Consider the following 11902-nt stretch of genomic DNA (forward strand, 5'->3'; position numbering starts at 1 on the left):
AGGAGAGTATCGGATGAGCAAGGTCATCGGCATCGACCTCGGCACCACGAATTCCTGCGTCGCCATCATGGAAGGCAAGGACGTCAGGGTCATCGAGAACGCCGAGGGTGCCCGCACCACCCCCTCCATGGTCGCCTTCGCCAAGAACGGCGAGCGCCTGGTCGGCCAGTCTGCCAAGCGCCAGGCGGTCACCAACCCGATGGGCACGCTGTACGCGGTGAAGCGCCTGATCGGGCGGCGCTTCGACGACCCGATGGTGCAGAAGGACATCGGCCTCGCACCCTTCAAGATCACCAAGGCTGCCAATGGCGATGCCTGGGTCGAGGTGGACGGCCAGTCCTTCGCGCCGCAGCAGGTCAGCGCCATGGTGCTGACCAAGATGAAGGAGACCGCCGAGGCCTATCTCGGCGAGACCGTCTCCCAGGCCGTCATCACCGTCCCCGCCTACTTCAACGACGCACAGCGCCAGGCGACCAAGGAGGCCGGCGCGATCGCGGGCCTCGAGGTGCTGCGCATCATCAACGAGCCGACGGCCGCGGCCCTCGCCTACGGCATGGACCAGAAGAAGGGCGGCACCATCGCGGTCTATGACCTTGGCGGCGGCACCTTCGACGTCTCCATCCTGGAAATCGGCGACGGCGTCTTCGAGGTGAAGTCGACCAATGGCGACACCTTCCTGGGCGGCGAGGATTTCGACCAGCGCATCATCGACTACCTGGCCGACGAGTTCCGCAAGGAGCAGGGCATCGACCTGCGCGGCGACAAGCTCGCGCTGCAGCGCCTGAAGGAAGCCGCCGAGAAGGCCAAGATCGAGCTGTCGTCGGCCAAGGAGACCGAGGTCAACCTGCCCTTCATCACCGCCGACGCCTCCGGGCCGAAGCACCTCGTGATGAAACTGACGCGCGCCAAGCTCGAGGCACTGGTCGACGACCTGATCTCCCGCACGCTCGACCCCTGCAAGCAGGCGCTGAAGGATGCGGGGCTGAACGCGGGCGAGATCGACGAGGTGATCCTGGTCGGCGGCATGACGCGCATGCCCAAGGTCGTCGATGCGGTGAAGGCCTTCTTTGGCAAGGAGCCCGCGCGCAACGTCAACCCGGACGAGGTGGTCGCCATCGGCGCCGCGATCCAGGGCGGCGTGCTGAAGGGCGACGTCAAGGACGTGCTGCTGCTGGACGTGACGCCGCTCTCGCTCGGCATCGAGACGCTGGGCGGGGTGTTCACGCGCCTGATCGACCGCAACACCACGATCCCGACCAAGAAGTCGCAGGTGTTCTCCACGGCCGACGACAACCAGACCGCGGTGACCATCAAGGTCTACCAGGGCGAGCGGGAGATGGCGGCCGACAACAAGATGCTCGGCACCTTCGACCTCACGGGCATCCCGCCCGCGCCGCGCGGCGTGCCGCAGGTGGAAGTGACCTTCGACATCGACGCCAACGGCATCGTCAGCGTCTCGGCGAAGGACAAGGCGACGGGCAAGGAGCAGCAGATCCGCATCCAGGCCAAGTCCGGCCTGTCGGACGCCGACATCGAGCGGATGGTCAAGGACGCCGAGGCGAACGCCGAGGCTGACCGGACGCGCCGCGAGCAGGTCGAGGCCCGCAACCAGCTCGACGCGCTGGTGCATTCGACCGAGCGGACGATGAAGGAGAACGGCGAGAAGGTCCCGGCCGACGAGAAGGCCGAGGTCGAGGCGGCGCTCGCCGCGGCGCGCGAGGCGATCGAGAAGCAGGACGGCGACGCCGTGACCCGCGCCAGCGAACGCCTGGGCCAGGCGGCCATGAAGATGGGCGAGGCCCTCTACAAGGCGCAGGCCGAGGAGAAGAAGGCCCAGGAAGGCGCCGAGGGCAGCAGCGGAAGCCAGGGGCCCGGCGGCAGCGACAAGGTCGTGGACGCCGAGTTCGAGGAAGTCGATCCGAACAAGCGCAAGCCGTCCTGATCCGACGGCGCGCAGGCGCATGGAACGCCCCGCCCGGTTCCACGCAGGACCGGGCGGTGCACCGTTCGGGGCGACGACATGAACAAGGCACGAGAGTGATGGGGCGCGTTGGGCAGGCCAAGGCAGCGGGCATGGCCGATCGTGGCCAGCCGCGATCCGGGATCGCGCGGCGCGACCGCGCCCGGCGGGCCAGTGCAGGGCAAGCAGCCCGGCGGCCCCGACGGGCCGCGCCCGGCGTCTGAGGGGCAGGAACATGTCCGCGACCAAGCGCGACTCCTATGAGGTGCTGGGCGTCGGCCGGGACGCCGACGAGGACGCCCTGAAGAAGGCGTACCGGAAGCTCGCCATGAAATGGCACCCGGATCGCAACCAGGGCGACAAGGAGGCCGAGGCGAAGTTCAAGGAGCTGAACGAGGCCTACGACATCCTCAAGGATGCCGAGAAGCGCGCGGCCTACGACCGCTTCGGCCATGCCGCCTTCGAGCAGGGCGGCCCCGGCCAGGGCGGCTTCCACGGCGGCGGCAGCCCCTTCGGCGGCGCCTTCGAGGACATCTTCGAGGAAATGTTCGGCCGCTTCGGCGGCGGCGCGCGCGGCGGCCGCGGCGGCGCCACCGGGCGCGGCGCCGATCTGCGCACCCAGGTCGAGATCGGCCTCGAGGAAGCCTTCGCCGGCACCAAGACCAGCATCCGCATCTCGACCTCGGTCAGTTGCGAGGCGTGCAAGGGCACGGGGGCGGAAGGCGCCTCCGCCACCGGCGCGCAGACCTGCCCGGGCTGCAACGGCGCGGGCAAGGTGCGCGCGCAGCAGGGCTTCTTCCTGATCGAGCGCACCTGCCCGACCTGCGGCGGATCGGGCCGCATCATCAAGAACCCCTGCAAGATCTGCCAGGGCGGCGGCCGCGTGCAGCGCGAGCGCACGCTGAACGTGACCATCCCGCCGGGGGTGGAGGACGGCACGCGCATCCGCCTGGCCGGCGAGGGCGAGGCCGGGCTGCGCGGCGCGCCCGCGGGCGACCTCTATGTGGATGTCGCGGTCCGACCGCACCCGATCTTCCAGCGGGAAGGCGCCAACATCTTCATCCGGGTGCCTCTCCGCATGACGCAGGCGGCGCTCGGGGGGCATGTCGAGGTGCCTTCGATCGACGGCGGCCGCGCCCGCGTGACCATCCCGGCGGGGACGCAGACCGGCGACCAGTTCCGGATGCGTGGCAAGGGGTTCTCCGTGCTGCGCTCGGGCGCGCGCGGCGACATGTACGTGCAGGTGAGCGTCGAGACGCCGCAGAACCTGACACCGAGGCAGCGCGAGTTGCTGGAGCAGTTCGAGGCCGAGGCCGAGAAGGGCGGGCGCAGCAGCCCGGAAAGCGAAGGCTTCTTCGCGAAGGTGAAGGAGTTCTGGGACGGGCTCGGGCGCTGACAGCCGCTGCCGCGCCCGCGCGCGCCGCCCGCTTGACCACGCCCCCAGGCCTGCCCACAGGCTCCGGTCCGACATAGGGGGGAGCCCACCATGACCATCCGCATCGGCATCGCCGGCATCGCCGGCCGCATGGGTCGCCTGCTGGCCGAGGAAGTGCCCGCCGCCGGCGCCGTCCTGGCCGGGGGCACGCTGCGATCGGGCGCCGCGCCCGGCGGCGCGGCGGTGCTGCCGGATTTCGGGGCGCTCTGCGGTGTTTGCGACGTGGTGATCGACTTCACCCACGCCGAGGCCGCGAGCCGGCACGCCGCCGCGGCGGCCGAGGTGGGCACGGCGCTCATCCTCGGCAGTTCCGGCCTGTCCGCCGACGACGAAGCGGCGGTCGCCGCGGCGGCGCGGCGCATCCCGGTCGTCTACGCCGCCAATTTCGCGCCCGCCGTGAACCTCTTCCTCGCCATCGCGGAACGCATGGCCGCCGCCCTGCCCCCCGCGCAATACGACGCCGAGATCGTCGAGATGCACCACCGCCAGAAGGTGGACGCGCCGTCCGGGACCGCGGTCGCGCTCGGCCGCGCGGTCGCCGCCGGGCGCGGCACGACGCTGGAGGAAGCGGGCCGCGAATCCGGTCGCGACGGGCACTGCGGGTCGCGCGGCACCGGCACGATCGGCTTCGCCGCGCTGCGCGGCGGCCAGGTGGTCGGCGAGCACACGCTGATCTTCGCCGCGGGGTCCGAGCACATCAGCCTGACCCACAGGTCCTTCGACCGCCGGGTCTATGCGACCGGGGCGGTGCGCGCGGCGCTCTGGGCGCAGGGGCGGGCGCCGGGGCTCTATGCGATGAAGGACGTGCTCGGCATGTAGGCCGGGCGCGCCTGCGCCGTCACACCGGCTGCAGCACCCGCCGCCCCACCGCGACCACGCCTGCGGGCGTCGCCGAGAGCAGGTCCTTGCGCGCCTCCACGATGCCGAGCCCGGCGTAGCGCGACGGCCAGACCGCCCGGCCGCAGCGCTCCCACCCGGCCGCCGCGCGCAGGAAGGGCGCGAAGGGCGGCGTGAACAGCGCATGGTCCCGCCGCTCCACGTAGAACATGTGCCGTTCGAGCAGCCGCGTGACCTGGCCGGGGGAATAGGGCTGGCCGTGGCCGAAGGGCGTGTGCTCGGTATGCGCCCAGAGGCCCCGGCGGTTCGGCGCCACCACCAGCAGGCGGCCGTCGTCCTTCAGCACGCGCCAGACCTCGCGCAGCATGCGCCGCGCGTGTTCCGCCATCTCAAGCCCATGGACCAGCAGCACGCGATCGAAACTGAGGTCAGGGAAGGGCAGGTGCTCCTCCTCGGCCACCAGCGCGCTGGCCGGGCCTTCGGCGGGGTAGCGCGCGACGCCGAGCTGCGCCGGCGAGAGCGCGATGCAGCGCGCCGCCTCCGCCCGCCAGAGGTCGAGATAGGGCGCCGCATGGCCGATGCCGAGCACCGCCTGGCCGCGCAGCGCCGGCCACATGGCGCCGAGGCGCTGCGCCACGAGCCGCCCCGCCGCCGCGCCCGCCGGCGAGGCGTAGAATCGACCGAGCCCGTGGATTTCTCCGCCCATGCAGAGGATATAGGAAGTGCCGGGACCGGATGGGATGCCCCCGGCCAACCTGAGGGGACGCTGCCTCCATGCCGCTCACCGTGACGCCGGTGCCGTGTCTTTCCGACAACTACGCGTGGCTGCTGCGCGCGCCCGACGGGCGCATCGCCGTCTGCGACCCCGGGGAGGCCGCACCGGTCGCGGACGCAGTGGATGCGGCGGGCGGGCGGCTCGACCTCATCCTCCTGACGCATCATCACGGCGACCATGTCGCGGGCGTGGCCGACCTCGTCGCCCGCTATGGCGCCAAGGTGATCGGCGCGGCGGCCGATGCGCACCGCCTGCCGAAGCTCGACCAGGCCGTCGCGCCGGGGGAGGAGATCGACGTGCTGGGCGTGCCCGCCCGCGTGCTCGCCAGCGACGGGCACACGCGCGGCCACATCGCCTTCCATTTCCCCGAATGCGCGATCCTGCTCTGCGGCGACACGCTGTTCTCGCTCGGCTGCGGGCGCCTGCTCGAGGGCACGGCGGAGGAGATGTTCGCGAGCCTGCAGGCCCTGGCCGCCCTGCCGCCCGAGACGCTGGTCTGCTGCGGCCACGAATACAGCGAGAGCAACGCACGGTTCGCGCTCACGGTGGACCCGTCGAACGCGTCGCTGCGCGCCCGCGCCGACGAGATCGCGCTGCAGCGCGCCCAGGGGCGGCCGAGCGTGCCCACCACCATCGGCCAGGAGAACGCGGCGAACCCGTTCCTCCGCGCGCCCGACGTCGCGACCCTGGCGCGCATCCGCGCCGCCAAGGACAATTTCCGGGGCTGACCCGAGGAGACACGCATGAAGCTGCACCATTCCCCCGCCAGCCCCTATGTCCGGAAGGTCATGGCCTCGGCGATCGCGCGCGGGCTCGATGGCCGGATCGAGCCGGTGGCGACCAACCCGCATGTCTCGCCGGCCGAATTGCTGGCCGACAACCCGCTGTCCAAGGTGCCGGCCCTGGTCGCCGACGACGGCACCGCGATCTACGACAGCCCGGTGATCTGCGAGTATCTCGACACGCTGGGCGACACGCCCGCGCTGTTCCCGCCGACCGGCACGCCTGCGCGGCTGCGGGCGCAGATTCTGCACGCGACGGCGGACGGCATCCTCGACGCGGCGGTGGCCCGGCGCCTCGCCATGCCGCATCCGCAGGATGACGGCCGCCGCGCCTTCGACGCGCGGCAGAAGGCGGCGGTCGAGCGCGCGCTCGACGTTCTGGAGGCGGCGCCGCCCGAGGGCCTGGCCGACATCGGCGCGATCGCGGTCGGCTGCGCGCTCGGCTACCTCGACTTCCGCTTCCCGCACGAACCCTGGCGGGACGCGCATCCCCGCCTGGCGGCCTGGTTCGCTGAGGTGTCGAAGCTGCCGCCGCTGGCGCGCACGGTGCCCGTGGGATGACCCTGCCGGACCTGCGCGACCCTTCTGTCACGGCCGCGCAGGTCGTCGCGGCGCTGGACCTCCGGCCGCACCCCGAGGGCGGCCACTACCGGGAGGTCTGGCGCGACGCGCCGGCGGACGGCGGGCGCGGCGCCGGCACCGCCATCTATTTCCTGCTCGCCGCCGACGAGTTCAGCCACTGGCACCGCGTGGACGCCGCCGAGGCCTGGCACTGGTACGCTGGCGGGCCGCTCGCGCTGAGCATGTCGCCGGACGGCCACGACGCGGAGGCGGTGCATCTCGGCCCGGACCTTTCGCGCCACCAGCGCCCCTTCGCGCTGGTGCCGAAGGGGTGGTGGCAGTCCGCCGTCTCGCTCGGGCGGTGGAGCCTGGTCGGGTGCACCGTCGCGCCGGCCTTCGACTTCGCGGGATTCGAACTCGCGCCCCCGGACTGGCGGCCCCGGCCGCGGAGCGGCAGGTCGCAGTAACGGCGCGGAGCGGCAGGTCGCAGTGACGGCGCAGAGCGGCGCGTCACGCCAGCCGCGGAGGGGCACGGCTCCCTGGCGGCGCGAGGCGGCAGACCTGCATGGCGGCGCGGAGAGGCAGGCCAGCCTGGGATCGACCGCCCGTCGTCCGGACCGGAAGGATAAAGACCGGGGGGAGAAGGGAACTTCTCCCCCTGCGGCCCCCTCAAACTTCCTTGTCACCCGCCGTCCGGCCTGGAATGGCCGCTCCAGGGGATCCAGGACGGGAGGGGGGGGGCGGGGAGGCTCTCCTCCCCCGCCTTTCGACCGCCATCCCGGGGCGCGCTCGGCATGGACCGCGGCGCGCCGCCGAAACGCTTCATCCTCGGCGCCGGTGGCATGCGGTAGAGTGACTGTCAGCCGAACCGGAGCCACCACGAGCCCCGCCCCGCCCCGTGGCCGCAGTCCGGCCTCGGAGGCCACGAACAAGGAGACCGCCATGCGACGCATCCTCGCCGCCGCCCTCGTTGCCACCCTCCCCCTGGCCGCGCAGGCGCAGGACCGGCCGCAGATCTTCCCGGCGCGCGACGTGGCCGTGACCTACCGCGTCGCCGGCCAGGGCCAGCAGGCCGAACTCACCATGATGTGGTCCGCCGCGCAGCGCCTGATGCGCATGAACATGCCCCAGGGGCTCGGCTACATGGTCGCCGACTACCAGGGCCAGCGCGCCTTCATGGTCATGGAGCAGATGCGCATGATCATGGACGTGCCGCTGGACCAGGCCGCCGGCTACCAGCGGGACCTCGAGACCGCGCGCTTCACCCGCGGCGGCACCGAGAAGATCGCCGGCCACGACTGCACCGTGTGGCGCTTCCAGGGTGCATCCCAGTCCGGGGAGGCCTGCATCACGACCGAGGGCGTGATGCTCCGCGGCCAGGGCGCCGGGCGCGGCCAGCAGGGCCGGATGGAGGCGACCCGCGTGGTGTTCGGCGCGCATGACGCCTCGCAGTTCCGCCGGCCGCAGGGCTACCAGACCATGCAGATGCCGCGCGGCGCGCCGCAGGGCATGCCCGGGATGTTCCAGGGCTCCCCGCGCTGACGGGGCTTTCCAGGGCGGGCGCGGCGCGCCACATGCTGTTTGTGACGAAACGCCCGATGAAACGCCTGATGCACCGCCTGATGGATCGCCGCGCCCTGCTCGCCGCCCCGCTCGCCCTCGCGCTGCCGGCGCGCGCGCAGGGCCTGTCCGCGCGCGACCGCGCCGATGTCGCGCGGATCGAGGCCTATCTGAACGCGCTGACGACGCTGCGCGCGCGGTTCCTGCAGATCGCGCAGAACGGCGCCGCAGCCGAGGGCACCGCCTGGATCTGGCGCCCGGGCCGCATGCGCTTCGAGTACGACCCCCCCGATCCGCTGCTGCTCGTGGCCGATGCCGGGCAATTCCTGATGTACGACCGGGAATTGCGGGCGCCGACCACGCTGCTGGTCAGCCAGACGCCGCTCGGCATCCTGCTGCGGCGGGAGGTGCGGCTGTCGGGCGACGTGACCGTGGCCGGGCTCGATCGGTCGGGCGGGTTCCTACGCATCACGGTGTTCCGTACCTCCGAGCCCTCGGAGGGCCGGCTGACGCTGGTCTTCGACCCCGAGCCGCTGGCACTGCGGCAATGGGCGGTGCGCGACCCGCAGGGGCGCGAGACGCGCGTCACGCTGTCGCGAATCGAGACGGGGCTGCGCTTCCCGGCCGGTCTGTTCCAGTTCAACGACCCGCGCTTCTTCGAGCCGGGCGGCTTCGGCGCGCCCCAGGGCAGCGGCAACTGAGGCGGGTGGCGCCTGCCCAGCCGCGTTGCGGCCGGGGCGCCCGCTGCACGGCAATGATGCAACGCATGGACGCCATTCACAGAAAACCCACGAGAAGCCTTGATCCTGCCACGCCGTCGCGGAAGTGTAGGACTTCATGAGACCTCTCGTCGGCATCTCCTGCTGCCAGAAGCCCTTCGGCATCTTCGGAACGCCGAACCACGCCGCCTCGGACACCTATGTCCGCGCCGTCCGCGGGCCGGTTGCCGGCACGCCGGTGCTGCTGCCGGCGGCCGGCGAGGACCTCTCGGCGGAACTCCTGCCCCATCTGGATGGGCTGATCCTGACCGGCAGCCGCTCGAACGTCTGGCCGGGCCATTACGAAGGCCCGCCGCATGCCGAGGGCACGCCCGAGGACCTGGAGCGCGACGCGACCACCCTGCCCCTGATCCGCGCGGTGATCGCGCATGGCGTGCCGCTGCTCGCGATCTGCCGCGGCATGCAGGAGCTGAACGTCGCGCTCGGCGGCAGCCTCGACCAGCGCATCCAGGACCTGCCCGGACGGATGGACCATTCCACGCCGTCGGACCAGCCGATCCCGCGCGTGCGTACCGGCAAGGCCCATGCGGTGCGGGTCGAGGCGGACGGCGCGCTCGCGGCCGTGCTGACGCCCGAGGCACGCCGGGCAGGGCGGCTCGCGGTGAATTCGCTGCACAACCAGGGCGTCCAGCGCCTGGCGCCGCGGCTTGCGGCCGAAGCCTGGGCGCCGGACGGCACGGTGGAGGCCGTAAGGGTCGACGGCGCCGCCGCCTTTGCGCTCGGCGTGCAGTGGCACCCGGAATACGACTGGGAGCGGGACGCGGACAGCCAAGCCATCTTCATCGCCTTCGGGCGGGCCTGCGCCGCGCATCGCGCCGCCCGCCTGGGGGCACCGGGCCTGGCGCAGGCGGCCGAATAGCGCGGCCGGCGCAGGCTACGGAGGCGCCAAGACGCGTTCAGGGCATTTGTCTTTTGATTTCACGGGCCGAAGGCGGTAGTCTTCGTCATCCGGCCGTCAATGGCCGGTGGTCGAGCTCCGGTATCCCCTGCCGGCTCGCCCGACCTTTCCGATCGGAAATAAAAAATACGGCGCCCGGTCACCCCCCTGACCGGGCGCTTCTTTTTTGAACGGACCTCTTCGTTTCCTGCCCGGGACCTTGCAGTTCGGAGCCGAACTTCGAGTAACACTTCATGTGATCGGCTGGCCGCCCCCGCCTTCCGGCCTCGCCCGCGCGCCTGTATAGGACGCCGTCGCATTCCGATCCGGAGCCTGTTTCGCATGGTGTCCTACGTCCTCCCCCCGCCGCCGGTCGCGGCCATTCCCGTGAAGGGGAACGACGCGATGTTCCCCGTGCGGCGTATCTTCTGCGTCGGGCGCAACTACGCCGAGCACGCGATCGAGATGGGCTCCGACCCGACGCGCGAGCCGCCCTTCTACTTCGCGAAGCCCGCCGATGCCGTGGTCATCAACGACGCCGACATGCCCTATCCGAGCGTAACGAAGTCCCTGCACCACGAGATGGAACTCGTCGTCGCCATCGGGACCGGCGGGAAGAACATCGCGGTGGCCGACGCGCTGAAGCATGTCTGGGGCTATTGCTGCGGCCTCGACATGACCCGCCGCGACATCCAGAACGAAGCCAAGAAGACCGGCCGCCCCTGGGACATGGGCAAGGGCTTCGACCGTTCGGCGCCGATGGGCGCGCTGGTGCCGGCCGCCGGCATCGACCCGTCGAAGGGGAAGATCGAACTGAAGGTCAACGGCAAGGTCACCCAGACCTCCGACCTGTCGAAGCTGATCTGGTCGGTGCCCGAGGTGATCGCGAACCTGTCGGAACTGGTCGAGCTCGCCCCCGGCGACCTCATCATGACCGGCACGCCGGAAGGCGTGGCCGCGGTGGTGCGCGGCGACGTGCTCGAAGGCTTCGTCGAGGGCGTCGGCGAGGTCCGCACGAAGATCGTCTGATGCCCCGGAAGGCCGCGGCCGGGCGCGCGCCGCTGCGCATCGCCACCTGGAACATCAACAGCGTGCGGCTCCGGCTGCCTCTGCTGCAGGACCTCGTGGCGGCGCTCGACCCCGACGTGCTCTGCCTGCAGGAGACGAAGTGCCCGGACGAGGCCTTCCCGCATGAAGGCATCGCCGCGCTCGGCTTCGGGCACCGCCTGGTGCGCGGCATGAAGGGCTACAACGGCGTCGCCATCCTCGCGAAGCGGCCGATCCTGCCGCGGGAGGAGGACCCCGACTGGTGCGGGCGGGGCGATTGCCGCCACCTCGGCGCGGCCGTCGACGCGCCGGGCGGGCGGATCGAGCTGCACAATTTCTACATCCCGGCCGGCGGCGACGTCCCGGACCGGGCGCAGAACCCCAAATTCGGCCATAAGCTGGACTTCGTGGCGGAAGCCACCGCCTGGTCCGCAGCCCGCCCGGCGAAGCGCGCCGTCATGGTGGGCGACCTCAACATCGCGCCGCTCGAGCACGACGTCTGGTCGCACCGGCAGTTGCTCGACGTCGTCTCCCACACCCCGGTCGAGGTCGAGGCGCTGACCGCCTGGCAGGCGGCCGGCGGCTGGCACGACGCGCTGCGCCACTTCGTGCCGGCGGATGAGAAGCTCTACACGTGGTGGTCCTACCGCGCGCGGGACTGGCGCGCAGCGGACCGCGGCCGGCGGCTCGACCACATCTGGGTCAGCCCCGACCTCGCCGGCGGCCTGCGGCGCCATGTCGTGCTGAAGGACGCGCGGGGCTGGACGCAGGCCTCGGACCACGTGCCCGTCATGGTGGAGATCGCCCCTTGAGCCGCCACCCGACAGGCCGCCGCGCCACCCTTCTCGCGCTCCTGGCAGCCCTCGGCGCCTGCGCCGCGCCCGAGCCGCCGGCCACGGTGGCGCCGCCCGACGACGACCCGGACCCGGACCCGGAGCGCGTCTACACGCCCGGCCCCATCCCCTGGGCGAACCTGACCGACGAACACAAGCGCCGCGCCCGCCAGGCGCTGACACGGCTCGGCGAGGACATTCCCGACGAGGAAACCCTGCAGGCCCGCTGGCTGATCATGTCGCCTGCGCAGCAGCGCTTCAGCATCCGCCGTCCGCCGCCACCTCCGCCGCCGCCGCGGCGCTCCACGCGCGGTGGCCGCACGCCGGCACGGGGCAGCAGGCCCGCGCCGGCCACGACGCGGACACGCCGCCGGCGGTAGCCGCCGCATGCCGGCGGTCGAAGGTCTGACCTTCGGCCGCCCTCAGGCACCAGGTGGGCTGCGTCCGGGCCCCTCG

13 protein-coding genes are annotated in these 11902 nt (G+C 72.1%); 12 read left to right on the forward strand and 1 reads right to left on the reverse strand.

From position 1 onward, the window contains the following. Positions 1 to 13: 13 nt before the first annotated feature. The 3 genes from dnaK to dapB all read left to right on the forward strand — a co-directional run bounded on the left by dnaK (position 14) and on the right by dapB (position 4214). Entirely contained in the window at positions 14 to 1942 is a 1929-nt protein-coding gene (dnaK, locus tag E8M80_RS13805) for a molecular chaperone DnaK (RefSeq protein WP_137126290.1), read from the forward strand. A gap of 253 nt (positions 1943 to 2195) precedes the next feature. Next, positions 2196 to 3356: a molecular chaperone DnaJ gene (gene dnaJ, locus E8M80_RS13810; protein WP_137126291.1), complete on the forward strand. Its 1161-nt coding sequence runs from the start codon at positions 2196 to 2198 to the stop codon at positions 3354 to 3356. Between the two features lie 90 nt (positions 3357 to 3446). Next, entirely contained in the window at positions 3447 to 4214 is a 768-nt protein-coding gene (gene dapB, locus E8M80_RS13815; RefSeq protein ID WP_137126292.1) for a 4-hydroxy-tetrahydrodipicolinate reductase, read from the forward strand. A gap of 19 nt (positions 4215 to 4233) precedes the next feature. Here dapB and E8M80_RS13820 read toward each other — a convergent pair whose 3' ends face one another. Next, positions 4234 to 4938, reverse strand: coding sequence for a class I SAM-dependent methyltransferase (locus E8M80_RS13820; RefSeq protein ID WP_137126293.1), 705 nt, complete (start codon positions 4936 to 4938; stop codon positions 4234 to 4236). A gap of 68 nt (positions 4939 to 5006) precedes the next feature. On the opposite strand from E8M80_RS13820, the gene gloB reads away from it, so the two are divergent. From gloB to E8M80_RS13865, 9 genes are all read left to right on the forward strand, one after another. Further along, positions 5007 to 5735 (forward strand): hydroxyacylglutathione hydrolase, encoded by a 729-nt coding sequence (gloB, locus tag E8M80_RS13825; protein WP_137126294.1) that lies wholly within the window; start codon positions 5007 to 5009, stop codon positions 5733 to 5735. 15 nt (positions 5736 to 5750) lie between these two features. Then, positions 5751 to 6350 carry a glutathione S-transferase family protein gene (locus tag E8M80_RS13830; RefSeq protein WP_137126295.1) on the forward strand — a complete coding sequence of 200 codons (600 nt, stop codon included), beginning with the start codon at positions 5751 to 5753 and terminating at the stop codon, positions 6348 to 6350. Next, positions 6347 to 6817, forward strand: coding sequence for a cupin domain-containing protein (locus E8M80_RS13835; RefSeq protein ID WP_137126296.1), 471 nt, complete (start codon positions 6347 to 6349; stop codon positions 6815 to 6817). Before E8M80_RS13830 ends, E8M80_RS13835 begins: the two co-directional genes overlap by 4 nt. Positions 6818 to 7292: 475 nt before the next feature. Next, positions 7293 to 7892: a DUF4412 domain-containing protein gene (locus tag E8M80_RS13840; RefSeq protein WP_137126297.1), complete on the forward strand. Its 600-nt coding sequence runs from the start codon at positions 7293 to 7295 to the stop codon at positions 7890 to 7892. A gap of 56 nt (positions 7893 to 7948) precedes the next feature. Beyond that, the gene (locus tag E8M80_RS13845) at positions 7949 to 8611 is read left to right on the forward strand and encodes an outer membrane lipoprotein carrier protein LolA (RefSeq protein WP_240790028.1); all 663 of its coding nucleotides are present in this window, start codon (positions 7949 to 7951) and stop codon (positions 8609 to 8611) included. A gap of 136 nt (positions 8612 to 8747) precedes the next feature. Beyond that, positions 8748 to 9548, forward strand: coding sequence for a gamma-glutamyl-gamma-aminobutyrate hydrolase family protein (locus E8M80_RS13850; protein WP_137126298.1), 801 nt, complete (start codon positions 8748 to 8750; stop codon positions 9546 to 9548). Positions 9549 to 9908: 360 nt separating this feature from the next. After that, a complete protein-coding gene (locus tag E8M80_RS13855) occupies positions 9909 to 10595 on the forward strand; it encodes a fumarylacetoacetate hydrolase family protein (RefSeq protein ID WP_137126299.1) in 687 nt (228 codons plus the stop codon). Beyond that, positions 10595 to 11425 carry an exodeoxyribonuclease III gene (locus E8M80_RS13860; RefSeq protein ID WP_137126300.1) on the forward strand — a complete coding sequence of 277 codons (831 nt, stop codon included), beginning with the start codon at positions 10595 to 10597 and terminating at the stop codon, positions 11423 to 11425. The genes E8M80_RS13855 and E8M80_RS13860 overlap by 1 nt, the downstream gene beginning before the upstream one ends. Next, positions 11422 to 11826, forward strand: coding sequence for a hypothetical protein (locus E8M80_RS13865; RefSeq protein WP_137126301.1), 405 nt, complete (start codon positions 11422 to 11424; stop codon positions 11824 to 11826). The genes E8M80_RS13860 and E8M80_RS13865 overlap by 4 nt, the downstream gene beginning before the upstream one ends. The last annotated feature ends 76 nt before the right edge of the window (positions 11827 to 11902 follow it).

The organism is Roseomonas sp. HF4, from assembly GCF_005222755.1.
GTDB lineage: Bacteria > Pseudomonadota > Alphaproteobacteria > Acetobacterales > Acetobacteraceae > Neoroseomonas.

What these genes read in the sequence shown, in the direction of transcription:
- E8M80_RS13835 (WP_137126296.1), top strand. Translation starts at nt 6,347, where the DNA reads ATGACCCTGCCGGACCTGCGCGACCCTTCTGTCACGGCCGCGCAGGTC.
- E8M80_RS13820 (WP_137126293.1), bottom strand. Translation starts at nt 4,938, where the DNA reads ATGGGCGGAGAAATCCACGGGCTCGGTCGATTCTACGCCTCGCCGGCG.
- E8M80_RS13855 (WP_137126299.1), top strand. Translation starts at nt 9,909, where the DNA reads ATGGTGTCCTACGTCCTCCCCCCGCCGCCGGTCGCGGCCATTCCCGTG.
- E8M80_RS13840 (WP_137126297.1), top strand. Translation starts at nt 7,293, where the DNA reads ATGCGACGCATCCTCGCCGCCGCCCTCGTTGCCACCCTCCCCCTGGCC.
- E8M80_RS13850 (WP_137126298.1), top strand. Translation starts at nt 8,748, where the DNA reads ATGAGACCTCTCGTCGGCATCTCCTGCTGCCAGAAGCCCTTCGGCATC.
- dnaJ (WP_137126291.1), top strand. Translation starts at nt 2,196, where the DNA reads ATGTCCGCGACCAAGCGCGACTCCTATGAGGTGCTGGGCGTCGGCCGG.
- dnaK (WP_137126290.1), top strand. Translation starts at nt 14, where the DNA reads ATGAGCAAGGTCATCGGCATCGACCTCGGCACCACGAATTCCTGCGTC.
- gloB (WP_137126294.1), top strand. Translation starts at nt 5,007, where the DNA reads ATGCCGCTCACCGTGACGCCGGTGCCGTGTCTTTCCGACAACTACGCG.
- E8M80_RS13830 (WP_137126295.1), top strand. Translation starts at nt 5,751, where the DNA reads ATGAAGCTGCACCATTCCCCCGCCAGCCCCTATGTCCGGAAGGTCATG.
- E8M80_RS13845 (WP_240790028.1), top strand. Translation starts at nt 7,949, where the DNA reads ATGAAACGCCTGATGCACCGCCTGATGGATCGCCGCGCCCTGCTCGCC.
- dapB (WP_137126292.1), top strand. Translation starts at nt 3,447, where the DNA reads ATGACCATCCGCATCGGCATCGCCGGCATCGCCGGCCGCATGGGTCGC.
- E8M80_RS13860 (WP_137126300.1), top strand. Translation starts at nt 10,595, where the DNA reads ATGCCCCGGAAGGCCGCGGCCGGGCGCGCGCCGCTGCGCATCGCCACC.